At 42.3% G+C, this 22,903-nt stretch carries 22 protein-coding genes and 1 pseudogene; 21 read left to right on the forward strand and 2 right to left on the reverse strand.

The annotated features are described in order from the left end of the window. The first annotated feature begins 135 nt into the window (after positions 1–135). Positions 136–3,069: a YhgE/Pip domain-containing protein gene (locus GSR62_RS00980; RefSeq protein WP_010690342.1), complete on the forward strand. Its 2,934-nt coding sequence runs from the start codon at positions 136–138 to the stop codon at positions 3,067–3,069. Positions 3,070–3,269: 200 nt separating this feature from the next. On the opposite strand, the gene GSR62_RS00985 is transcribed toward GSR62_RS00980, so the two are convergent. Further along, positions 3,270–4,100 carry a DegV family protein gene (locus GSR62_RS00985; RefSeq protein WP_010690343.1) on the reverse strand — a complete coding sequence of 277 codons (831 nt, stop codon included), beginning with the start codon at positions 4,098–4,100 and terminating at the stop codon, positions 3,270–3,272. A 158-nt stretch (positions 4,101–4,258) separates the two neighbouring features. On the opposite strand from GSR62_RS00985, the gene GSR62_RS00990 reads away from it, so the two are divergent. The 15 genes and pseudogenes from GSR62_RS00990 (at position 4,259) to GSR62_RS01060 (ending at position 18,304) form a co-directional block, all read left to right on the forward strand. Then, a complete protein-coding gene (locus GSR62_RS00990) occupies positions 4,259–4,762 on the forward strand; it encodes a DUF1836 domain-containing protein (RefSeq protein WP_010690344.1) in 504 nt (167 codons plus the stop codon). A 10-nt stretch (positions 4,763–4,772) separates the two neighbouring features. Next, positions 4,773–5,672, forward strand: coding sequence for an ABC transporter ATP-binding protein (locus GSR62_RS00995; protein ID WP_010690345.1), 900 nt, complete (start codon positions 4,773–4,775; stop codon positions 5,670–5,672). Next, positions 5,662–6,921: an ABC transporter permease gene (locus GSR62_RS01000; RefSeq protein ID WP_066023907.1), complete on the forward strand. Its 1,260-nt coding sequence runs from the start codon at positions 5,662–5,664 to the stop codon at positions 6,919–6,921. The genes GSR62_RS00995 and GSR62_RS01000 overlap by 11 nt, the downstream gene beginning before the upstream one ends. Before the next feature lie 75 nt (positions 6,922–6,996). Beyond that, complete coding sequence (locus GSR62_RS01005) at positions 6,997–7,245, forward strand: hypothetical protein (protein WP_066023908.1); 249 nt, start codon at positions 6,997–6,999, stop codon at positions 7,243–7,245. 25 nt (positions 7,246–7,270) lie between these two features. After that, positions 7,271–8,659 carry a TrkH family potassium uptake protein gene (locus GSR62_RS01010; RefSeq protein WP_005919094.1) on the forward strand — a complete coding sequence of 463 codons (1,389 nt, stop codon included), beginning with the start codon at positions 7,271–7,273 and terminating at the stop codon, positions 8,657–8,659. Positions 8,660–8,871: 212 nt separating this feature from the next. Further along, positions 8,872–9,639 (forward strand): AzlC family ABC transporter permease, encoded by a 768-nt coding sequence (locus tag GSR62_RS01015; RefSeq protein WP_005919097.1) that lies wholly within the window; start codon positions 8,872–8,874, stop codon positions 9,637–9,639. 2 nt (positions 9,640–9,641) lie between these two features. Continuing rightward, positions 9,642–9,983 (forward strand): AzlD domain-containing protein, encoded by a 342-nt coding sequence (locus tag GSR62_RS01020; protein WP_005919099.1) that lies wholly within the window; start codon positions 9,642–9,644, stop codon positions 9,981–9,983. 56 nt (positions 9,984–10,039) lie between these two features. Further along, a complete protein-coding gene (locus GSR62_RS01025; protein ID WP_010690348.1) occupies positions 10,040–10,855 on the forward strand; it encodes an alpha/beta hydrolase in 816 nt (271 codons plus the stop codon). Positions 10,856–10,894: 39 nt separating this feature from the next. Further along, positions 10,895–11,683 carry a tetratricopeptide repeat protein gene (locus tag GSR62_RS01030; protein ID WP_066023909.1) on the forward strand — a complete coding sequence of 263 codons (789 nt, stop codon included), beginning with the start codon at positions 10,895–10,897 and terminating at the stop codon, positions 11,681–11,683. A 296-nt stretch (positions 11,684–11,979) separates the two neighbouring features. Beyond that, on the forward strand, positions 11,980–13,413 hold the full coding sequence (locus GSR62_RS01035) for a PTS sugar transporter subunit IIC (RefSeq protein ID WP_010690350.1): 1,434 nt from the start codon (positions 11,980–11,982) through the stop codon (positions 13,411–13,413). A 25-nt stretch (positions 13,414–13,438) separates the two neighbouring features. Beyond that, entirely contained in the window at positions 13,439–13,756 is a 318-nt protein-coding gene (locus GSR62_RS01040) for a PTS sugar transporter subunit IIB (protein WP_035446873.1), read from the forward strand. Between the two features lie 13 nt (positions 13,757–13,769). Continuing rightward, positions 13,770–14,093 carry a PTS lactose/cellobiose transporter subunit IIA gene (locus GSR62_RS01045; protein WP_010690353.1) on the forward strand — a complete coding sequence of 108 codons (324 nt, stop codon included), beginning with the start codon at positions 13,770–13,772 and terminating at the stop codon, positions 14,091–14,093. A 73-nt stretch (positions 14,094–14,166) separates the two neighbouring features. After that, positions 14,167–15,040: pseudogene (locus tag GSR62_RS01050) on the forward strand (ROK family protein). A 5-nt stretch (positions 15,041–15,045) separates the two neighbouring features. Further along, on the forward strand, positions 15,046–16,437 hold the full coding sequence (locus GSR62_RS01055) for a glycoside hydrolase family 1 protein (RefSeq protein ID WP_035446875.1): 1,392 nt from the start codon (positions 15,046–15,048) through the stop codon (positions 16,435–16,437). A gap of 229 nt (positions 16,438–16,666) precedes the next feature. Next, entirely contained in the window at positions 16,667–18,304 is a 1,638-nt protein-coding gene (locus tag GSR62_RS01060; RefSeq protein ID WP_136344551.1) for an APC family permease, read from the forward strand. A 244-nt stretch (positions 18,305–18,548) separates the two neighbouring features. Here the strand turns inward: GSR62_RS01060 and GSR62_RS01065 are convergent, their stop codons facing one another. Continuing rightward, positions 18,549–19,205, reverse strand: coding sequence for a phosphatase PAP2 family protein (locus GSR62_RS01065; RefSeq protein WP_066023910.1), 657 nt, complete (start codon positions 19,203–19,205; stop codon positions 18,549–18,551). Between the two features lie 150 nt (positions 19,206–19,355). Between GSR62_RS01065 and GSR62_RS01070 the strand changes: the two genes are divergently transcribed. The 5 genes from GSR62_RS01070 (at position 19,356) to GSR62_RS01090 (ending at position 22,821) form a co-directional block, all read left to right on the forward strand. Continuing rightward, positions 19,356–19,535, forward strand: a complete 180-nt coding sequence (locus tag GSR62_RS01070; protein WP_004050766.1) for a hypothetical protein — start codon at positions 19,356–19,358, stop codon at positions 19,533–19,535. Between the two features lie 13 nt (positions 19,536–19,548). Next, complete coding sequence (locus GSR62_RS01075; protein WP_066023911.1) at positions 19,549–20,439, forward strand: RluA family pseudouridine synthase; 891 nt, start codon at positions 19,549–19,551, stop codon at positions 20,437–20,439. A 91-nt stretch (positions 20,440–20,530) separates the two neighbouring features. Then, entirely contained in the window at positions 20,531–21,178 is a 648-nt protein-coding gene (locus GSR62_RS01080) for a metal-dependent transcriptional regulator (RefSeq protein ID WP_010690363.1), read from the forward strand. Between the two features lie 173 nt (positions 21,179–21,351). Beyond that, a complete protein-coding gene (locus GSR62_RS01085) occupies positions 21,352–21,552 on the forward strand; it encodes a cold-shock protein (RefSeq protein WP_004050761.1) in 201 nt (66 codons plus the stop codon). An 87-nt stretch (positions 21,553–21,639) separates the two neighbouring features. Beyond that, positions 21,640–22,821 carry an MDR family MFS transporter gene (locus GSR62_RS01090; protein ID WP_010690364.1) on the forward strand — a complete coding sequence of 394 codons (1,182 nt, stop codon included), beginning with the start codon at positions 21,640–21,642 and terminating at the stop codon, positions 22,819–22,821. The last annotated feature ends 82 nt before the right edge of the window (positions 22,822–22,903 follow it).

Raw genomic sequence — 22,903 nt, forward strand, 5'->3', positions numbered from 1 at the left:
TTTACCTTATATAATGCGAATGATTGCGTTTGCATCTTAAAATGTAGCTAAATTGTTATAGTTTGTCTTTCGTGGACATTCAGTGTATATTATTAGACAGCAATAAAATATTTTAGGTTAAGGAGTGAAATTATCTTGAAGACGATCAAGGCTGAATTTGAACATATCAAGAGTCAAAAGATGCTTTTAGCTGCAATTTTGGCTATTATGTTTATCCCATTCTTATACTCTGTGTTCTTCTTGAAATCTGTCTGGAATCCATACGGCGATGCTAAGTATTTGCCCGTAGCCGTAGTTAATGAAGACAGAGCGGTAAATTTCCGTGGTAAGAAACTCGATGTGGGTGATCAGTTAGTCAAGAATTTAAAGAAAAATGATGGTTTAGACTGGCATTTTGTTTCTAAAAAAGATGCTGAATATGGTCTTAGCCACAAAGAATACTATATGGTAATTACGATCCCTAAGGACTTCTCCAAGAATGCAACAACTGTTTTGGATAAGGATCCTAAGAAGATGGAATTGCAATATACGACCAATGACTCCCTCAACTATATCGGTAAAGTTATCAGTGAAGAAGGGGCTAAACAAGTTAACGCTCAGGTCAAAGAAACTGTTTCAACGTCATATGCAGATACAGTCTTTGGGGTGATCAAGCAAGTCGGTAAAGGCTTTAACACGGCAGCTAAGGGTTCAAAACAACTTAGCGATGGTTCAAAGACTTTATCCGATGGGATCAATACCTACACAGCTGGTGTTTCTCAAGTAAATGACGGTGTGATCAAGTTACAAACAGGTGTGGTACCTTTGGGCCAAGGTGTTTTGAAGCTAGCTGATGGTTCAAATACGTTAGCTAACGGAATCAACACTTACACAGCTGGTGTTGACCAAGTAAACAACGGTGTTTTCCAATTGCAAAATGGTACCGGCGCTTTAGCTAGCGGTGTGGGCCAATTGGCTACTGGATCTAATACGTTGGCAAATGGTTTGGGCACATATACAAATGGTGTCGGTCAAGTCAATAATGGTGTCTTACAATTACAAAATGGTACTGGCGCTTTAGCTAACGGTGTAGGGCAATTAGCTACTGGTTCAACTACCTTGAATAATGGGTTGAACACTTATACTGCTGGGGTAGCTCAATTGAATGATGGTTTAACCCAGTTGCATAATAATTCAAAACTTCTTAGAGAAGGTGCTGGCAATCTAGCGGCTGGTAATAAAACATTAGCTGATACAATTAACAAACAAATTGATGTTATTATCAATCAATTGAACTCTAACGATACTAAGCAAGCGATCGAAGGTTTGAAGCAATTAAAACAACATGCGCCTGCGATCCAAAAACAATTGCAAGAATTGCAAAATACAATGAACGGTTTACCTACTCTATTAGGTGGGATCAATTCAAGTGCTGATAAGTTCAGTCAAGATCTGACAACGAATTTAGTCAGTGCAGGGAACAATATTTCTGGCTCAGCTAAAGAAGTTGGTGAAGTGCTTGCAGCTAATGAAAACAAGTTATCTACTGAAGATCAACAAAAATTAGCTGATGCGATCGCTAAGAACCAAGCAGCTGGTCAAAACATTCAAGCTGCTGGTGCTGCAGCTCAAACATTTAAAGATCAATTGACACAAGCACAAAATAGCTTGGCACCGATCTTGCAAAATGCGCAACAAATGCAAGATTACATCAAACAAGTAAATGTATTACTGGATAAATTGAATACAGTGGATACTTCTAAATTGTCTAATCTTCAAGGATTAACGACTGATTTAGAAAAATTAAGAACAGGCGCTAACGAATTATCCGAGGGTTCTAATACATTGAGCACTAAAGTTACTGAGTACACATTAGGTGTCGATAAAGCCTATGCTGGTGCACAAACGTTGACTTCTAAGAATGGAGAACTAACATCAGGCGCAAACCAATTGGCTGGTGGTTTAGGCCAATTGAATGGTCAAGTGCCAACATTGACAGGTGGTATCAACCAACTTGCTGCTGGTACAGGTCAACTTGTAGCTAACTCAGGTGCTTTAACATCAGGTGCAAACCAATTAGCCGGTGGTTTAGGCCAATTGAACGCACAAGTACCAACATTGACAGGTGGTATCAACCAACTTGCTGCTGGTACGAGCCAACTTGCTGCCAACTCGGCTGCTTTACGCAGTGGTGCAAGTCAATTAGCCGGTGGTTTAGGCCAAATGAATGCTCAAGTTCCTACTTTGACATCAGGTGTGAACCAATTAGCTAATGGTACCCAACAATTGAACGCTAACTCACCTAAGTTAGCTGATGGTGCTACGCAATTAGAACAAGGTAATAGTAAGTTAGCTAAAGCCTTGGCAGAAGGTTCAGAACAAGTAAACGATAATACGAAGAACTTGTCCTCTAAGACTTCAAACATGTTTGCTTCTCCAACCGAACTCAAGCATAAGAGTTACAGTTACGTACCAAACTATGGTTATGCTTTAGCTCCATACATGTTATCAGTTGCATTGTATGTTGGTGCTTTGGTCTTCAACTTAGTTTACCCAGTACGTCGCTTATCCGATCCAGATGCTAGTGCAACTGAATGGTGGTTGAGCAAGATCTCAGTTGGTGCTCTTGTTGCTACTGGGACTTCAGTAGTTGAAGTTCTCTTGATGATGGCAGCTGGCTTACATCCAGATTATTTAGGGGCAACCTTGATCAATGCTTGGTTCTTTGCCCTTGCAAGTACTTTTATCGTGATGTTCTTAGCCGTCGCATTTGGCAATATCGGACGTTTCCTAGGGATCATCTTCTTGGTCATCCAGCTCGGTTCTTGTGGTGGGTCCTTCCCAATTCAAGTTACCCGTGCAATGGGCGGATTCTTCCAAATGGTAAATCCATTCTTGCCAATGACTTACTCAGTTTACGGTTTCCGTGAATCCTTGACATCAGGTCTAGGTGCAAATCAAGTTTGGATCTCTGTTGGAGTTCAATTGATCTACATCATTGTCGCAGTTGCTTTGCTTTGGGTAGCAATGAATGCTGAACGTAGTAAAGTTACTTACGTTGATGTTGAAAATCAAAACTTAAACGACTAGAGTGTGAGACAATGCGGTCAGCGCCGTATAAATAAGGAGGGGGTCACTATGATGCGTATTTTGCATCATAGTGACCCCCTCCTTATTTACTAGGCGTTGCATTGTCGAACACGTTTCGGCTATATAGCCCAGATGCGTATTGTGCATCATGGCGGTTCTCTTATTACCTACTAGGAGTTATGCTGCCGAACATGTTTGTATTATTGTTTTTCAAAGCCGACCATCAAGCCCCCGACTTCAGCGTAGTAGCTGCAAACACCACGTGTTGTAGTGACCGTTACCTCGCAAGCGGGATAAGTTTCCTTGATCTTTTGGGAAAGCGATTCAGCGCCAGTTTCATTGAAACAATGGGCAATGCAGGCTTTTTTACCGTTAAAACCTTGCGCTTGCATTTCTTTTAACAGTAGATTGATGGCTTTGATTTGCCCTCGAGCCTTACCGACAGGGGTGAGTTTTCCCTCGGTGTCAGTCCCGACGATGCGGAGTTTGAGCATATTGGAGATCTTAGCGGCTGCAGCACTGATCCGGCCGTTGTTGACTAAATTGGTCAGTGATTCAAGCGAGAACAAAAGCCCTGTATGTTGTTGATAAGTTGTTAATTTGCTTTCGATCTCGCTAAATGGTGCTTCAGCTGCGAATAATTTAGCGGCGTATTCGACTAAAAGTTGCATCCGTGGTCCTGCTGATTGTGAATCTAAAATAAGGACTTGGGCATTAGGGTGCTCTTCTAAATATTGTTCGCGGGCCTGCACAGCCGCAGAATAGCTACCCGATAACGCACCGGTGATCGTGACGGCCACGATGATATCTGCTTCACTAAAAGCTGTTAGCCACTGATCGATATTAGGGCAAGCAGTGCTACTTTTGGTGGATAATTCGCGCAATTCATCGGTCATCACTAAGACATCTAGGGCGGCATCATCGATGTATTCTTTACCGCCAGCCATGATCGTGATCGGGACACTGGTAAAATCGATGTCTGCTAAAGTTGTTACATTTGAGCCAGAATCGGCAATGATCTTATATTTCATCTCTATTATTCCTTTATAGAAGTTTTTATATGCTTTTTCAACGGTTTTTAAAAAACTTATGGTATATTTGAGTATAAACATGTGTTATCGATTTGTCAAAAGATATTGATAGCGCGAACATGAAAGGATAAGCTATAATTTAGGAAAGGACGTAAACAATGAAAAAAATTTTACAACAGGAAAATGTTGCTTATTTTAAACTCCCTACTTTTGAAGAGATACCTGATGTGGGACTCTATTTGGAGCAGACAGCTACATTTATCAACAAGTATTTAGAACCACTTTTGGGTAGTGAATTGACCCCATCGATGATCAGCAATTATGTTAAGAAAAAATTGATCGCTCGCCCGGAAAAAAAGCAATATTCGCGCGAGCAGATCGCCTATCTTTTTTTTATCACTATTTCTAAGACGGTCTTAGCCTTAGATGATCTAAAATTACTTGTCAAAGTCCAACGCGAGACGTATCCGATCCAAACCGCATATACGTATTTTCGGGAAGAGTTGGAACAAACTTTGCTCGCAGTCTTTGAAGAGCGGGCGTTGAGTTTCGAAACAGGGGAGCGTTCCGAGCAAAAGGTCATGTTGTATAACATTATCATTGCAGCTGCACATAAGATCTATCTGGAAAAATATTTTCAGATGGTACGACAAAGAAACTGAGGTAGAATAAATGTTATCGGTGGAACACTTAGCCAAAAACTTTGGCACCCTAAAAGCCGTACAAAATCTATCGTTTGAGATAAAAGACGGTGAGATCTTGGGGCTGGTGGGTCAAAATGGTTCAGGCAAGACGACGACTTTTCGGATGTTGTTGGGCCTGATGCAACCAACAGCGGGAAAAGTTCTCTGGAATTGCGAAAAGATCGGTGAAAAGCAAAAAGATCTGATCGGCTATTTACCCGAAGAACGCGGTCTTTATCCTAAAGAAACGATCGAACAACAGGTCATGTACTTTGGCAAATTACGTGGGAAAGCACCACGTGAGATCAAAGAAAAGCTCGACTATTGGATGGATCATTTACAAGTTAAGGGTAAAAAGAATGATAGGATCAAATCTTTATCCAAAGGCAATCAGCAAAAAGTCCAGTTGATCACTACTTTGATCCATGAGCCTAAATTAGTCATTTTAGACGAACCTTTTAGTGGACTAGATCCTGTCAATGCTCAGATCATGCAGGATGCGATCATCGCTTTGCGCAAACAAGGCTCGTGTGTGATCTTTTCAAGTCATAACATGGCCAATGTGGAACAGATCTGTGATCGCTTGGTGATGATCAAAGATGGACGACAAGTTTTGGCGGGCAAAGTCCAAGACATCAAAGATTCTTTTGGTAAGATCAAAGTCTTTTTAGAATCACCCTTGACTACAGCTGAGGTTCAAGCTGTTCCAGGGGTAGTGGCTGTCAAAGAGCGCGGACGAAGGTTAGAGGTAACTCTATCTGACCCTGCAGCTGGGCGTGAATTGTTTGAACTGGCAACAAAGGATGGATATATTCCGACCTTTAGCCAAGAAACGTTGACGTTAGAGGAGATCTTCAAACTAAAGGCGGGTGAAAAAGATGAACTTTGAGAAATTATGGGTGATCGCAAGTGATGTATACCGTAAAACGGTCAAATCACCGAGCTTTTTGATCGGGGTCTTTATGCCATTTATCGTAGTTTTGATCGGCTTTTTGATCGGTGCGATCATGAATAGAGGCCAAGAGACGACTACGATCGGGATCTATTCCGATCAACCAGTGTTAGCCAAGGCTTTAGCGCAACAAAAATTTCCCGATCTAAAGTTAAAACAAGTGGATTCAGTCAAGGAGGCCCAAAAACAGTTGCAAGCTGAAAAGCTAGACCATTATCTCGTCTTGACGCAAAAAGAAGGTAAGTTGACCAGCACTGTCTATGGCGAAAAAGTTCCCGGCAATACCACGATGGCTAATCTTCAACAGGGACTAAATGGCCTCCAGACGTCACTCAAAGCAGGTGAATACAAGTTGACCCCAGATCAAGTTGCTGAATTGATGCAACCAGCTAAGCTTGAAGGTAAGGAGATCTCCTTTACTGATGATGGCAAGGTCAAGACGTCAAAGGATAGCTCAGGAGTCAAATTTGCCTTGAGTTATGCGGCTTGTATCTTCACGTTCTTTTTAGTTTTGACCTATGCGAGTTTGATCGCCCAAGAGATCGCGGGTGAAAAAGGAATGCGCATCATGGAAGTCATCTTATCCAGTACGAACGCTAAGACTCATTTCTACGGAAAATTATTAGGGGTGATCTTGGCTGCGTTGACTCAATTGGTGGCAACGGGGCTCTTGGTCGGAATTGCAGTCTTTATCATGCGTGATAACGATAGCCTAAATGAAATGTTAGATAATTTACATTTCACGGAGATCGAACCGAGTTTTATCGTCTTGTTGATCCTCTTTATCCTAGCAGGCTCCCTCTTTTATGCGGTCTTGGCTGCTCTGTGTGGTTCTTTGGTCAATCGGGCCGAAGATGCACCTAAAGCGATCATGCCAGTCACCTATCTGATGATGGCGGGTTACATGTTAGGCTTGGTCGTGGCGGCAAATGATCCAAGTAACTTTATCGTGATGATCTGTAGCTATATTCCATTTTTCTCCATGATCTTGATGCCGATCGTATTGGCCAACGGGACAGCTGGGCTCATGGGGGCAAGTATTTCCCTGGTTATTTTAGTCTTGAGCACCTTGGTCTTAGCTGCCTTTTCCGCTAGAATGTATCGAGTAAATGTATTGGTCTACAATCAAAAGGGGATCTGGGCTTCCTTACGCCAATCATTGACGATGCTCAGAAAAGATGTCTGATCGGCACTTCATCTCTTAATTTAAGTCGGATCTGCGTTATAATGGAGATGTATTTAAGTAAGGGAGATGAAAAAGATGGAAAGAAGAAAGTCACGGCGAAATGAAGAGAAGAAGACCGAAATTTCAGCCAAAGGCAAGCCGTTTGTCCCTGGGACCCATGTCGAGTTTGTTTATCATCGCCACCATTATAAGGGGACCATCGAAAAGCAGTTGCGTAATTCGGCGATCATCATCTTTGACCCTGAATTTGAGAATACAGTTACGGCGATCGAGTTGAAACAAAAGATCGTGATCAGTTATTCAAAAATGCAGGTGATCAAATAGATCGCCAAGTTAGGATAGTTTAGGAATGTTTTATAGGTTAAAGAAAAAGATCAGGGCCAAGTATCGTGAAGCGACCCCGATCCAATTGTTAGTTGCATATTATGGCATCGCTACGATCATTACTTTTGGTCTACTGTGTTTACCGTGGATCAAGTTGCCTGATGCGCCAAAAACAACGCTGCTAGATAATTTGTTTATGGCGATCTCGACGATCAGTGTGACCGGTCTGTCGACTTTTCCGATCGACCAAGTCTATAACGAGTATGGGGTCATCTTGCTAGAAGTACTGTTCCAAGTTGGGGGCTTTGGGGTCACGATGTTAGCCACAGTCGCGATGGTCTTGACTGGCCGACGCATTGGGTTACATCAACGCCAGCTGATCCAATTTGATATGAACCAACCGCGCTTGAGTGGGATGGTCAAATTAGTGACGTCGGTCTTTGGACTGATGATCATGGTCCAATTAGTCTTTGGATTGTTGTTTTCCCTGTATTTCACGTGGCGTCACGTCTATGATAGTTTTTCCGATGCCCTTTTTCACGGAATGTACATCTCGATCAGTGCGGTCACCAATGCTGGTTTTGATGTTACCGGGGATTCGATCGCCCCGTTTAGACAGGATTATGGTTTCTTATTGATCATTATGGTCTTAGTTATCATCGGAAGTATCGGTTACCCAGTTTTGACTGAGATCGAGGCTTGGTTCTTCTACAAGCTGCGTTACCGTGGACTACGCAAGTTTAGATTTTCCCTGTTCTGTAAATTAGCGGTCTTTTTTGCAGCGATCTTTACAGTTGTAGGAACGATCTTGCTGTATCTATCGGAAAATGGTGGTCTGCATTTGCGGGCTGATAGTCTGCATAATTTTATGTCAGCCATGTTTTACAGTGTCTCCTCGCGTAATGCAGGACTTCAGATCAACAGCATGAATGATTTTAACCACACGACCTTACTTTTACTGGCACTGTTGATGTTCATCGGGGCTAGCCCAAGTTCTGTCGGTGGTGGGGTGCGGACCACGACGATCGGGATCTTTATCCTGTATCTGTATTCATTCATTCGTGGGCGCAACAACATCAATATCTTCAATCGGCGGATCAGTCGCGAAGATATCCAAAAAGCGATCGTGGTCGTGAGTTTATCGACATTGTTGTGTATTTCAGCGGTCTTTATCCTCTCAGCTACAGAGGACGCTCCTTTATTGTCATTAGTCTTTGAAGTGGCTTCGGCTTTTGGGACGACCGGGCTATCGCTGGGGATCACGGATAGATTGTCGACTGTCGGCAAGATCGTGATCATGGTCTTGATGTTCGTCGGTCGGATCGGAATGTTGTACACCCTGATGTTCTTTATCAGAAAACGCGACCGTGATCTGAGTTATAAGATGCCAACTGAGAAAATTATTATCGGTTAGTGTGAAAGGCACACCCCAGAATTGATAGGGGGTGCCTTTTTTACATACAAAAAATTAACTCTAAAAGTGACTTAGCCACGGTTTTTGTCATTAACAATAATGTGTTATAATCAAAATTACAGGGAGTTTTTTATCTATATACATGGAGTGTTTTTGGCACTCCATACTCTTTTGGTGGCTTTGGTCACTAAATTTCACTGGAGGCAATTGAATTGGAAAATGTAAAACCACGTTGGCGTGAGGTCTTGGATATCTCAATGCCACTATGCTTGAGTTACATTCCGATCGGGTTAGCGTGTGGTATCTTGCTACATGCTGCTGGATTTAGCTGGATCTTAACAACGTTGGTCTCGTTGTTGGTCTTTTCTGGTGGGGCGCAGTTTATGATCGCCTCAATGTTGGTGGCAAATGCCCCAATGCATACGATCTTGATCATGTTATTCTTTCTCGAATTACGCTATGCCTTACTTGGTTCGAGTTTATCGCAATATATGCGGGGGACGAGCAAAAAATTTCTCTATCTTTTTGCAGCTTCGTTAAATGATGAGAACTATGCTGTCAACTACTTGAAATTTGCGACAGATAAGGGTTGGACACCTAAAGATGCACTTATGGTCGAACATTATTCATTACTTTTCTGGACAGGTGCTAACTTAGTCGGTAGTTTGATCGGTAATATGATCAAGATCAATTTGGATATCGTTGATTTTGCATTGACGGCGCTCTTCTTATATATGATCGTCATGCAGATCAAGAATGTTTTAACGATCTTTATCAGTCTTTTGTCAGCCGTTTTGGCGATCATCGCAATGGTCTTGATCAAGAGTACGATGGGACTTGTGGTGGCAACGTTGCTCGCTTCATTGGTCGGCTTTATGGTCGAAGATTATTTAGTCAAGCACGGGCATGCAAAAGGCTTCTTACTCAAGAAGATCAAGCCTAAAGCAAGTCGCAAAGTCATCAGCAAGTCAGGAGAATAGTTATGCATATGTCGAGTATGGATCATTTGATTTTAGTTCTATTATCAATGGTGGTGGCATTTTTGCCCCGTTTCATTCCGTTGCGTATCTTCTCTACCCGTGAGATCCCCCAATGGTTCAATGAGTGGATGAAATATGTGCCGGTATCCTTATTTACGGCTTTGGTCGTTAAAGATATTTTTATCAATACAAAGGATTACTCTTTTATTGGCTTAGGCTATCTAGCCAAGATCTTTGCAGCTGTTATCGTGATCGGGGTCGCTTACCGCTCACGCTCAATGGGCCTTTCAGTCGTTTTTGGTTTGATCGCAGTTGCATTATTAGCGTTAGTCTTACCAGTATAATTACGAAAGTTTAGACTGTTGCCAAAGGGTGATGGTCTTTTTTTGAGGTGAATAAGATGAAATACTTTACAAAGAAAATGATAACGCCCCTATCAACGACGGCGGAATTGACGGGGTATGTTCCCGATAATTCACCTGAGATCGACCTTAAACGTAAGCGTCCGGCTGTTATCATCTGTCCAGGGGGAGCTTATCGGATGACAAGTGATCGTGAAGCCGAAGCAGTAGCATTCAAATTTTTAGGGATGGATCTAGCGGCCTTTGTTTTACGGTATAGCTGTGCACCAGCGCGTTATCCCGTGGCCTTGCTCGAACTAGCCGAAAGTGTCCGCTATGTGCGTGCGCATGCTAAAGAATTTGCTCTTGATCCGAATAAGATCATTATTTTGGGAATGTCTGCTGGAGGGCATTTAGCGGCGAGTTTGGGGACTTTATGGACCGATGAGCTGTTTAACGATCACGGTTATGCAAAAGAGATGATCAAGCCTAATGGGATGATCTTGTGTTACCCTGTGATCACAGCGGGAGAATTTAGCCATAGCGGTTCATTTGATAACTTAGTTGGTAAAGATCCAAAGCTGCGCGAATTCTTGTCCTTAGAAAAACGCGTCACCGCCGCTACGCCACCAACATTTATCTGGCATACGGTTGCTGATCAAAGCGTTCCAGTCGAAAATAGTTTGTTATTTGCGCAAGCTTTGCGTAAACATGGTATTGATTTTGAAATGCATCTCTATCCATATGGGCGACACGGGCTTAGTCTGGGGACCAAACAAACTGCTAAAAAGGCTAACTATATCGAACCAGCCGTTCAAAGTTGGATCAGTTTAGTTGAAACTTGGTTAGTAGGGGGCAACTTCCAGCCAAAATAGCCGATAAATGCTATAATGAACGGGATAGGGGGCGAAATGATGAAAAGATGGCTATGGTGGACGGTGATCGGACTTTTCTTAGCATTCATCTTTGTGGGTTACGGTGTGACAAAAAGAGTCGAGACCGCTAAAAGTTATCGATCGGCTCTAGAATTGGGCCAAGCCTATGTTAATGATGGTAATTATGTTGCAGCTAAGATCTCTTTTCAAGATGCGTTGAAGAAAAAGCCAAGTGATGAAACAGCTAAGCTTTATCTTGAGCAGACAAAATGCTATGAACAAGGACTTGATCAGATAGAAAATAAGCAATATAGCAAGGCACGGACTAAATTCCAGCAAGTTGCTTCTGAGAATTCGGGTCTAAGTATTTTGGTCAAGCGAGCTTCTGAAAAGCAGATGGAGCTTAAAGAAGTGATCGCTCAATCAAAGAATTTTGAACAGATCTATGCTAGAGCTGATTCATTAGCTAAAAACTACGAATATACGTCATCCAATACCCAACTTGCAGTGATCTTAGGTTACGGTAATATCAAGGATAATTACTATGATGATATTCGCCAAAAAGCCCAAGCATTGAAACGCTCAAATGATGCAGAATTGCGGGCGTTAGGTTATAATGTCCAACCACCCGTGGAAGATGAGTTGAGTGCTGCTGAACTAGCTCAACAAAATAACATTTCAAAAGCACAACTCGAGCAGGCAAAAGTAGAACTCCAAAAAAATGGAGTCAATGTCACTGATCTAGATGATAAGCAAGTCATCAAAGTCATTTTGCAGGCGCGTAATGAACAAAAATCAATTTCTGAATTCACTGAAGAGTATAAGTAAGGATCGTCACAGGGCGGTCCTTTTTTGTATGCTGATCTCAAGGGCATATTGATTGTTATTGATCTAGTCTTGTGCTATAACAAAATTAGTTAAAATATTTTTTGTAACTCTATTTTTAATTCAGTATATACTTTTTATGTATATGAGTTGACTAATGAGGAAAAAAGAATATATACTAAGTGTGTAAAAATGATTAAGCGGTTACAAAAATGTATTTTGCATTTTGGGCGCCCATAATGTGCGTACGCTTTTGTAAGCGGTTAAATATAAACTAAAAGAATATGGAGATGAAACAAATGGCAGAACAAAAGCAAAGCTCATTTGGGGCGTTCATCAATGCTAAGATATTACCTCCGATCATGAAATTTGTGAATACGAAGGCGATCGTAGCATTAAAAGACGGTATGGTCTATGCCTTACCATTTATCATTATCGGATCGATCTTCTTGATCTTGAACTCCTTCCCGATCCCTGCGGTACAAGAATGGTTCAAAGATATTGGCTGGTCAGTCTTCTTTAATCAAGCATATCAAACAACATTTGCCATTATTTCGATTTGGACGGTAATTGGGATCGCCTATGTGTATGCCAGAAATGAAAAACAAGAAGCTCTACCTTGTGGCCTAACAGCCCTATCAGTTTTCTTGTTACTACAAAATTTAGTCGTCAACAGTCCTTTAGTTTCAGCAATGGGTAAAGATGGTGCCGGGATCACAGATGCTGCCGGCAAGGTCGTTTATACCGGGACACAAGTTGCTGAACAGATCGATAAGTTACCACAAGTCATCCAAAATTATTTGACCTCACCTGTAACGGGTGCGATCAACATGACTTGGTTAGGTGGACAAGGGATGATCGCAGCGATCATTGTTGGTCTCTTAGTCGGTTGGAGTTATACAGCGATGGCTAAAGCTGGTTGGAAGATCACCTTGCCAGAACAAGTACCAGCTAACGTAGCTAACCAATTCTCAGCAATGATCCCATCTGGTGTGATCATTACAGTTTCGATGTTGATCTACGCTTTCTTTGCTAAAGTATTCAACACCGATATGTTGCAATGGATCTACGATGTTTTACAAGCTCCTTTGCAAGGGCTTTCTGACTCGCTCGGTGGTGCTTTGATCTTAGCCTTCATGGTCGTGTTCTTCTGGTTCTTTGGGGTCCACGGGGGCTTGATCATGGGTGGTATCGGTGGTGCCTTCTTACTACCAAATACCGCTGATAACGCTGCTTTACTCGCTAAGGGCGAATTGACCATGCAAAATGGTGCTCACATCGTAACAAACGAATTTTACAACAACTTCATCAATTTGACTGGTTCAGGGATCACGATCGGGTTGCTTGTCTTTACTTTGACAGCAGCCAAATCAGTCCAATTCAAGTCATTAGGTAAAGTTGAAGCTGTACCAGGTATCTTTAACATCAACGAACCATTTCTATTTGGGATCCCGTTGGTCATGAATCCGTGGTTAGCGATTCCGTTCTTCATGACACCAGTTGTTGTTGCACTTTCGACTTACTTGGTGATCTACTTTGGCTTAGTTCCACCAACTGGAGCTGCCGCACCATGGACGACACCGCCGATCATTTCAGGTTTCTTGATCGGGGGCTGGAAGATGGCATTATGGCAAGCGATCGTCTTACTGATCTCAGTTGGGATGTATTGGCCATTTGCTAAGAAGTACGATAAATATCTCTGCCAACAAGAAGCAGCAAATGAAACAAAATAATTATTTAGGAAAAGGATGAATCACAATGGCTGAAAAAATTATTATGTTAGCCTGCTCAGCAGGTATGTCAACTTCAATGTTAGTTGCAAAAATGCAAGAAGAAGCAAAGAACCGTGGAAAAGACTATGAGATCTTTGCTAAATCAGTGGCTGATATCGATCATCAATTTGAAACAGAAAAGCCCGATGTGTTGATGTTAGGACCACAAGTGGCATATATGAAAGCTGATGTCCAAAAGAAATGTGATGATGCTGGAGTGCCAATGGAAGTTATCAACATGACAGATTATGGCATGATGAACGGTAAAAATGTGCTTGATGAAGCTGAAAAAATCATGGGATAGAGGATAGAACAAGATGACAGATGAAAGAATGCAGATCGTCATGGGCCTGATCATGGCGGGTGGCAATGCGAAAAACTGTGCCGTCGAAGCGATCACAGCTGCGAAAAACGGTGATTTCGCTTTGGCTGAAGAAAAGATCAAAGATGCAAATCAAGCGATCGTGGATGCGCATAATGTGCAGACCGATATGTTGACCAAAGAAGCTCAAGGTGAACACACAGAGATCGATCTATATATGGTCCACGCACAGGATCATTTGATGACAGGGATCACATTTGTTGATCTAGCTAAAGAGATCATTGCCGTCTACAAACGCTTAGACGAAGAAGGTAAATAAGATAAAAGGTGCGCAGAGTATGGAGCGCACCTTTTTTACTAGAGGTAAAAGTATATACAATTAGGAGGGTGCTATGGAGAACTTGATCTTGATCGATATTGGTGGCACGACGATCAAATTTGGCATAAAGCAAGGTCCAAATTTGGAAGTTTTGCCAGCTAAGCCAACACCTAAGATGTTAGCTGAATTTTATACTTGCTTGGAAGCTGTCGTTGCGTCATTAAAAAAACAATATCCAATTCAAGGCGTTGCGATCAGTAGCCCAGGAGCAGCCGATCAAAAAACAGGTGTGATCAAAGGAGCGAGTGCGCTACCCTATATCCACAATTTTAAGATCCAAGCGGAATTGGAAAAGTACTTTGACTTACCGGTCAGTTTAGAAAATGATGCGAATTGTGCCGCCTTAGCCGAGATGGTCGATGGAGCGGGCAAAGCTGTCAAAGATGCGATCTTTCTAGTGATCGGGACCGGTGTCGGGGGGTGCTTTGGTCGAAAATAAACGCATCCGCCACGGTGCACATCTCTTGGCCGGTGAGGTCGGTTACTTACTGCTCGGACAAGAGATGACTGTCAGCCAAGCAGTTTCCCCCGTTAGTTTGGCTAAGCGCTATAACACTAAAACGGGACGAAATATCAGTGGTAAAGAAGTCTTTGAGCGAGCTCAGGCGGGGGATGAAGTGGCTCAGGCTGAAGTTGAGCAAGCAATGCAGACGTTAGCGACTTTGCTCTATGATCTGCAGTACAGTTTTGACCCAGAGCTTTTCATCATCGGGGGTGCGATCTCCAAAAATGAACAACTTTTACCGCTGCTCCGTGCGCACCTAGCTAAGATCAAAGAACACGTTGAAATCGCTGACGTAATGCCTGAAATAACGGTTTGCAAGTATCATGAACAAGCAAATCTTTTAGGTGCTGCGATCAATTTTGAACACAAAATGGAGGCATGAAAACTATGTATACATTTCCAAAGAATTTCGTTTGGGGAGCAGCGACATCTGGTCCACAATCAGAAGGTAACTTTAAAAAACGCCATCAAAATGTTTTTGACTATTGGTATGCGCAAGATCCAAATGAATTTTACGCTGGCGTAGGCCCGGATACAACGTCTAATTTTTATAACGATTATGAAAGCGATTTAAAGTTGATGCGTCAAGCCGGGATCAAAGCTTTAAGAACCTCGATCCAATGGAGCCGTTTGATCGCAGACTTTGAAACGTGTGAAGTCGATCCCGAAGGTGCTGATTTTTATAGTCGTGTGATCGATGCCATGTTGGCTAACGGGATCACACCATATATCAATTTATGTCATTTCGATATGCCCATCGAATTACAACATAAATACGGCGGTTTTGAATCGAAGCACGTGACCGATCTTTTTGCGGGCTTTGCCAAGAAGTGTTTTGAAATTTACGGTGATCGGGTTGATCATTGGTTTACATTTAATGAACCTAAAGTGATCTTAGATGGTGGTTATCTCTACCAATTCCACTATCCGCTAAAAGTCGATGGTCCGTTAGCAGTTCAAGTAGCTTATAACTTGAACTTAGCTTCAGCCAAAGCGATCAAGGCTTTCCGCGAACTTTACGGACAAGATGAGTATAAAAAGATCGGGACGATCCTGAATTTGACCCCAGCATATCCAGCCAGCGATAGCCCCGAAGATCGGGCGGCTGCGGAATTTGCTGAACTTTGGGCCAACAAGATGTTCTTAGAACCAGCGATCTTAGGCCATTATCCACAAAAATTAGTCGATATTTTGACTAAAGATGGCGTCTTGTGGGAAGCAACTCCGGCTGAAGTTGAGTTGTTAAAAGAAAATACGATCGATGTTTTAGGGATCAACTTCTATCACCCATTTAGAGTCAAGGCACCGGCCGTTTCTTCCCAGAGTTTACAACCATGGATGCCAGACATTTACTTTGATGAATATGAGATGCCAGGTCGTGTGATGAACGTCGATAAGGGCTGGGAGATCTATCCTAAAGCCTTGTATGATATTGCTTTAAATATTCGCGATAATTACGGCAATATCGACTGGTTCGTATCTGAAAATGGGATGGGTGTCTCGAACGAAGAGCGCTTTATGGATCAAGCTGGTATGGTCTGTGACGACTATCGGATCGAATTTATGCAAAAACACTTGAAAGAATTGCATAAGGGGATCCAAGCTGGTTCTAATTGCAAAGGTTATTTTGTCTGGACGGGCATCGATTGTTGGTCATGGAAGAATGCCTACCGCAATCGCTATGGCTTGATCAGAGATAATATCCATACTCAGATCAAAACGCTGAAGAAATCAGGCCATTGGTTCAATGAATTGAGCCGGCAAAATGGTTTTGAATAAGGAAAATGTAGCTACTGCTGTTAAAAGACGTAGCTAAGCTATATAGTGGAAACGTGTTCGCCAAAGCAACACCTAGCAAATAACAGGGAACCAAGTACGATGCAAAATGCGCATCATGCTGAGTTCCCTGTTATTTACATGGTGCTGACCACTTTACCTCACACTCTAAGTGAATTGCACCAAATTTAAATAAATGGTAACATAAGAAATATTCGACCAGACCAAGTGTATGGTCAGTTTGATCGAGGTGCAGATCGTGCAAAAAAGAAGTATAAGTTTATTTTCAGCTACAATGCTAGCCTTAAGTTCGTTGATCGGCTCAGGTTGGCTCTTTGGTTCCAGTGAGGCTGCCAGTGTTGCTGGCCCAGCCGCCGTTATTTCCTGGGTTATTGGGGCGGTCGTGATCGGGATCGTGGCGTTCAATTATATCGAATTAGGTGTTATGTTACCTGAAAGCGGCGGGATGAGTCGCTATCCGCAGTATAGTCATGGACCGTTAGTTGGTTTTATCGCTTCGTGGGCTAATTGGCTCTCTTTAGTAGCTTTGATCCCGATCGAAGCGGTAGCCGCCGTCCAGTATATGAGTACTTGGCCGTGGGCATGGGCTAACTGGACGAATGATTTTATGAAAAATGGGCAGATCGTAGGTAAAGGATTGATCGTAGTCTTCCTGTTTATGGTGGTATTTACCCTGTTGAATTTTTGGTCCGTTAGCATTTTAACGCGATTTACGAATCTGATCTCAGTCTTTAAGATCGCGATCCCGTTGTTGACGATCATTTTATTGATGAGTTCTGGATTTTATGTAGAAAATTTTGGTCATACTTTAGCTGAATTTATGCCAAATGGTTCAAGTCCAGTATTTGAGGCTACTACAGTTTCAGGGATCATTTTGTCGTATAATGCTTTTCAAACAGTTATCAATATCGGTGGTGAGATCAAAGATCCTCAGAAAAATATTTTCCGCGCGATCACGATCTCACTGACGATCGCAACAGTCATTTATATCATGCTTCAGATCGCTTATATTGGGACGATCACGCCAACACAATTGGCAACGCATGGATGGAGTGGCTTGAATTTTGCCTCGCCGTTTGCTGATATTGCGATTCTATTAGGTATCCACTGGTTAGTCGTACTCTTGTATTTAGATGCTTTTGTTTCACCATTTGGAACGGGTGTCTCATTTGCGGCCACATCAGGGCGAACTTTAGCAGCAATGACATTGAATCGGCGGATCCCAAAGTGGTTAGGCGAGGTCGACAGTACGTATGGTAATCCACGTTTTGCTTATTTAGCGAATTTTGCAGTGGGAGCTTTGTTGGTGTTAGTTTTTCGTGATTGGGCTCTCTTAGCCAGTGTGATGGCGACAGCGACGTTGATCGCATATGCCACAGGTCCGGTGACAGTTATGGCATTTCGCAAATTACGGCCCGATTATACGCGTCCGGTGCATTCAAAGATGATGCCCGTGATCGCACCACTAACCTTTGTGATCGCAGGTTTAGCGATCTATTGGGCGATGTGGCCCACGACAGTTCAAGTTATTTTTGCGATCTTACTAGGGCTTCCGATGTACATGTATTATGACCGTAAAAATGGGCAGATCTCATGGAAACGTCAGCTCAAGAGTGGGGGCTGGTTGTTAGTATATCTAGCTTTCTTGTCAATGATGTCGTATGCAGGAAGTAAAGGTTTCAACGGGCAAGATTGGATCAAGTATCCGTATGACTTTTTGATCATCATAGTGGTAAGTCTAGTCTTTTACTACTGGGGCTTAGCGAGTCGCATGCCAGACAGCCCAGATCTAGAGGCCGCGGACAAGTTGAATAAGAATGTGAGACAGAGTGTGAGACAGCACGGGTAGCTCCGTACAGATAACGCGGTCCCTCCTATAATGCGTATTTTGCATTGTAGGAGGGACCGCGTTATCTGTACGGAGCTGTGCTGTCGAACACGTTTAGTCTATATAGCTCAGATGCGTTTTTTGCATCGTGGTGCCCCTGCGTTATTTACTAGGCGTTGTACTGTCGAACACGTTTCGGCTACGTTTGGGGTATATATAAATATAGTATACAAAAAAGGTTTGATGAAGATGTCACCAAACCTTTTTATGCGTCGTGTTGCTGCTCGGGATGTTTTTTCAAATAAGCTTCTGACAACATCAAAGAGCATTCAAATAAGAAACCCACTAATAAGACGCTGGCGATCGTATCGGTCGGATAATGGACGTGAAGATAGATCCGAGTCAAAGCGATCACGATGATCCAAAGAACGCCTAGAACGTGTAGAAGAGTTTTTATTCCTTGGTTGTGGAGATGGGGTAGGAATAAAACAAAGACTAACAAAACAAAAAGCGCTGTGCCAAATATATGGCCACTAGGAAAACTATAGCCCCCGATCTCAACTAACCGATCACTAGGGCGTGGGCGAGCAACGAGATTTTTAACGATCCAATTGATCAAGTTACAACCGACGACTGTCAATAAAGCCCAGATCGCATTATAAACATCATGTAATAGGTAAACGATCAAACACAATAAGAGACAATAGATAAGTGACATCTCGGGGCCCCCCAAGAAAGTCAGCTTATCGACAAAGTCTGTCATCGTTGAATTGGTGATCGGTAGCAGTAATTTTTGAACAGCGGTATCAAAACTGACAATGAGTGGGGCTTTTAATTTGACCAAAGTTGCCAAGCTGAGAAATAACACTAGGTAGACCGTGGCGTATAATGGGCGACATTTATTAGGCGTAATATGTGCCATAAAAATTCACCTCTCTCGTAATATTAGTAAACTAGTTTACATTTTACTACAAATCAACTTACAATTCACACAGTCATTTGCGCCAGACAAGGCTAGTTGGTATAGTAAGTATGTGAATCGTTGTCGCTTTTAAAAGCAAGGGGGATCAATATGTTACCTAAACGCAATTATGCTGAAATGATCATTATCTTACTTGGAGTTACTTGGTACTGTTTAGGTAGCTTGTTAGCACCATTGATCGTCGCACAAGATTTTTGGCTCAAGGCTATGCTGTTGCTACTACTCTTTGTGATGATCTTTGATATTTTGATAATGATATATTGGCGCTAGAAAGAAGGATCAGATGAAGGTTACTTGGCAAAAAGAAGATACAAGACAACAGACTTTAAAGAGTTTCTTACGCAAACAAGGGGTCAGTCAACGTCTGTATGGCAAGCTGAAAAAAGGATATGGTCAGGTTTTGATCGATGGCCAAAAAACTAAACTTGCAATTTTATTGGATCGACCAGTTGCGGTCACCTTGAAATTACCGGCTGATGCTGCAGAAGAAAATGTGGCGGTCAGTCATGCACCGATCGAAGTGATCCATGAAGATGAGTTTTGGCTCGTTGTCAATAAGCCAGCTGGTTTGACGAGTGTACCTGGGCCAAGTAATAGCACCGATACGCTGGTCAATCGGGTCAAGGGCTATCTCATCGAACAAGGTTCAGCTGTAAAAGCGCCACGGATCATTACGCGGTTGGATCGCTATACGAGCGGGTTGGTATTATTTTCCAAACACAGCTTTGCCCAAGCCCAAATTGCTAGTCAGGTCGAATCACATCGAATGGATAAGCGTTATTTTGCATTGGTCCAGGGGCAAATAGCGCGTGAACACGGCTTTATCGAAGGTCCGATCGCACGTGTACCTGATGATGTCAAATACCAGATCACGTCGGATGGTCGCTTCGCTAAGAGTGAATACTGGCTTGAAAAGAGCAATGCTGAATTATCATTAGTTCAGGTCAAACTACACACTGGGCGTACGCATCAGATCCGCGTCCATTTTAGTGAAAACGGGCATCCATTGTTGGGCGATAAGCTTTATGGTGGTGAACGTACTTTGATTGCACGCCAAGGCCTTCATGCGGGAAAGCTCGGTTTTACCGATCCGTTCACCAAAAAGTATCTGGAATTTTCCTGTCCTATACCACCAGATATGCAACTGATTATTGATAAAGAATTTAGAAACTAGCGGGCAGAAAGCCTGTAATTTACCAAAGTTCTGTTATAATAGACAAGTAAAGTTCTATTTTGAATAAATAAAGTGTTTCGAGGTACTTGAAATGACACCGAAAAAAGAAGACTATCTAAAAATAATATTTGAATTAGGCGGAAGAGAGAAGAAAGTCTCAAATAAACAGATCGCGATGAGTTTAAATATCGCGGCTGGTTCGGTGACGGAAATGGTCAATAAGCTAGTGAAAGAAGGGCTAGCAACACATGCGCCTTATGCCGGGATCTCTTTGACGGATGAAGGTGTAAAGGTAGCTGAAAAATTGGTTAGACGCCACCGCCTCTGGGAGACTTTTTTAGTAGAGAAGCTAAATTATAAATTACAAGATGTGCACAGTGATGCCGAAGTTTTGGAACATGTGACAAGTGATAACTTGATGGATCATTTAGAAGCCTTTTTGGATCATCCCAAGTATTGTCCGCATGGTGGGGTGATCCCTGATAAACTCGGACACTATGAAGAAGAAAGCCACTTGACGTTATCTGAAGCTAAAGCAGGCAGTACGATCACGGTCGATCGCTTTACCGATAACCACGATCTTTTGACTTACTTAGATGACATCGATATTAAGATCGGGGATACGTTAGAGGTGTTGGAACATGCACCATTTGAAGGACCGATCCGTTTACGCTTTACCCAAAATGGGCAAGAAACAAGCATCGGTTATAAAGCTGCACATTATATTTTTGTCAAATAAGGCTTTTTAGTATCATTAAAAAAAATCGTGTGCTATAATTATAATCGTATTTCTGTATAGGCTATTGTGGCTAGGATTTATCTTTGATAACTTTCTCCATTATGCGCTGATTAGAGGAATTACACTATATTTTTTAATGTGCCGAGATTGGCGCAAGGAGGAGTTCAATTATTATGGAACAAGGAACAGTTAAATGGTTTAATGCTGATAAAGGTTTTGGCTTTATCACACGCGAAGATGGTAGCGATGTATTCGTACACTTCTCAGCTATCCAAGGTGAAGGCTTCAAGACTTTAGATGAAGGCCAACACGTAACTTTCGATGTTGAAGAAAGCGAACGCGGACCACAAGCTGCTAACGTAGTAAAAGACTAATAAGTGGTCTAAGTCATAACGCTTAGACTTTTGAATCGAAAAGAGGCTGTCTTGTACGGTCTCTTTTTTGTTATTTAGGGGGAAATTATGGCTAAAAGGGAATTAAAATTAAGCTGGTTATTATGCGGTAATTTTATCGTTTCGGTCGGTAGTAGTTTATTATGGCCGCTGACTACGATCTACATGCACAACTATCTTGGCCAAAGTTTGACTACGGCTGGGATAGTGCTCTTTATCAATTCGCTAGCGTTGATCGCTGGTAGTTATTTAGGTGGCCGGATGTATGATAAAGATCGTAAAAATGCTCGGCGTTGGTTGTTAGGAGCGATCTTTTTATCGACGTTAGCGGTCTTTTTATTGATCTTTTTCAACGGTTGGCCGACATTTGCGATATTGTTACTTTTGGATAACTTTGGTGGGGGGATCGCGATCACGATCGAAAACTCGTTAGCCACTGGGATCAAAGAAAAAAGTTCACGCCAAGTTTTTAACATGTTGTATTTCATGCAAAATGTCGGTGTCGTGATCGGTACGTTACTTGTTGGGCTACTCGTTGAGATAAGTATCGAGTGGATCTTTATCATCAACTTTATCTTGTTTGCTTTCTTTTGGCTTGTGGTCTACCACCATTATTATGTGCCCGAAGCTGCTTTGGTCAAAGAACAGGCGACTAAAAAGGGACATGATAAGACGCCATTACGCTATGTTTGGGTCATCGGAGCAATCTTAGTTCTTTTCTTTGCGATCGAGACCGGTTATTCACAATGGCAGAGCAACTTGTCGATCTACATGGAATCATTGGGGATCTCCGTTAAGAGTTATGGTTTCTTGTGGACGATCAATGGGATCGTGATCGTCTGTGGTCAGCCACTACTAAATAAGCTACTGGATGATATTTTAAAGATAAAACTGATCTATAAGCTCTATTTAGGGGCAGCGATCTTTGTCCTTGGCTTTTTCACCTTATTATTTGCGACTGATTATCCTCACTTTATCCTGACGATGGTCATCGTGACCTTGGGTGAGATCTTGACTTTCCCAACGATCCCAGCTGTTGTTGATAACTTGAGTACCTTAAGTGAAAAGGGTAAATATCAGGGCGCGGTCAGTGTTTTTGCTGCTTTAGGGCGGGCGATCGGTCCCTTAGCTGGTGGCTTGATCGTGGATAATTCATCGTACAATATGCTATTTACCGTGATGATCGCCATGATGGGGCTTGCAACGCTCTTTGTTATTGTGGTAGCTCAGTTTAATTTAGCTAAAAAATAGGTCAAAAGATATGCCCCAAGTGCGAGCGTAAATAATAGGGACCCCATTATGATTTTAAATCATAGTGGGGTCCCTATTATTT

Origin of the sequence: Ligilactobacillus animalis (assembly GCF_009933595.1) — a bacterium.
Taxonomy (GTDB): domain Bacteria; phylum Bacillota; class Bacilli; order Lactobacillales; family Lactobacillaceae; genus Ligilactobacillus; species Ligilactobacillus animalis.

What these genes read in the sequence shown, in the direction of transcription:
- GSR62_RS01035 (WP_010690350.1), top strand. Translation starts at nt 11,980, where the DNA reads ATGGCAGAACAAAAGCAAAGCTCATTTGGGGCGTTCATCAATGCTAAG.
- GSR62_RS01045 (WP_010690353.1), top strand. Translation starts at nt 13,770, where the DNA reads ATGACAGATGAAAGAATGCAGATCGTCATGGGCCTGATCATGGCGGGT.
- GSR62_RS01065 (WP_066023910.1), bottom strand. Translation starts at nt 19,205, where the DNA reads ATGGCACATATTACGCCTAATAAATGTCGCCCATTATACGCCACGGTC.
- GSR62_RS01005 (WP_066023908.1), top strand. Translation starts at nt 6,997, where the DNA reads ATGGAAAGAAGAAAGTCACGGCGAAATGAAGAGAAGAAGACCGAAATT.
- GSR62_RS01085 (WP_004050761.1), top strand. Translation starts at nt 21,352, where the DNA reads ATGGAACAAGGAACAGTTAAATGGTTTAATGCTGATAAAGGTTTTGGC.
- GSR62_RS01075 (WP_066023911.1), top strand. Translation starts at nt 19,549, where the DNA reads ATGAAGGTTACTTGGCAAAAAGAAGATACAAGACAACAGACTTTAAAG.
- GSR62_RS01010 (WP_005919094.1), top strand. Translation starts at nt 7,271, where the DNA reads ATGTTTTATAGGTTAAAGAAAAAGATCAGGGCCAAGTATCGTGAAGCG.
- GSR62_RS00995 (WP_010690345.1), top strand. Translation starts at nt 4,773, where the DNA reads ATGTTATCGGTGGAACACTTAGCCAAAAACTTTGGCACCCTAAAAGCC.
- GSR62_RS01055 (WP_035446875.1), top strand. Translation starts at nt 15,046, where the DNA reads ATGTATACATTTCCAAAGAATTTCGTTTGGGGAGCAGCGACATCTGGT.
- GSR62_RS01025 (WP_010690348.1), top strand. Translation starts at nt 10,040, where the DNA reads ATGAAATACTTTACAAAGAAAATGATAACGCCCCTATCAACGACGGCG.
- GSR62_RS01020 (WP_005919099.1), top strand. Translation starts at nt 9,642, where the DNA reads ATGCATATGTCGAGTATGGATCATTTGATTTTAGTTCTATTATCAATG.
- GSR62_RS01030 (WP_066023909.1), top strand. Translation starts at nt 10,895, where the DNA reads ATGAAAAGATGGCTATGGTGGACGGTGATCGGACTTTTCTTAGCATTC.
- GSR62_RS01090 (WP_010690364.1), top strand. Translation starts at nt 21,640, where the DNA reads ATGGCTAAAAGGGAATTAAAATTAAGCTGGTTATTATGCGGTAATTTT.
- GSR62_RS01060 (WP_136344551.1), top strand. Translation starts at nt 16,667, where the DNA reads ATGGTCAGTTTGATCGAGGTGCAGATCGTGCAAAAAAGAAGTATAAGT.
- GSR62_RS00985 (WP_010690343.1), bottom strand. Translation starts at nt 4,100, where the DNA reads ATGAAATATAAGATCATTGCCGATTCTGGCTCAAATGTAACAACTTTA.
- GSR62_RS01070 (WP_004050766.1), top strand. Translation starts at nt 19,356, where the DNA reads ATGTTACCTAAACGCAATTATGCTGAAATGATCATTATCTTACTTGGA.
- GSR62_RS01000 (WP_066023907.1), top strand. Translation starts at nt 5,662, where the DNA reads ATGAACTTTGAGAAATTATGGGTGATCGCAAGTGATGTATACCGTAAA.
- GSR62_RS00990 (WP_010690344.1), top strand. Translation starts at nt 4,259, where the DNA reads ATGAAAAAAATTTTACAACAGGAAAATGTTGCTTATTTTAAACTCCCT.
- GSR62_RS01040 (WP_035446873.1), top strand. Translation starts at nt 13,439, where the DNA reads ATGGCTGAAAAAATTATTATGTTAGCCTGCTCAGCAGGTATGTCAACT.
- GSR62_RS01080 (WP_010690363.1), top strand. Translation starts at nt 20,531, where the DNA reads ATGACACCGAAAAAAGAAGACTATCTAAAAATAATATTTGAATTAGGC.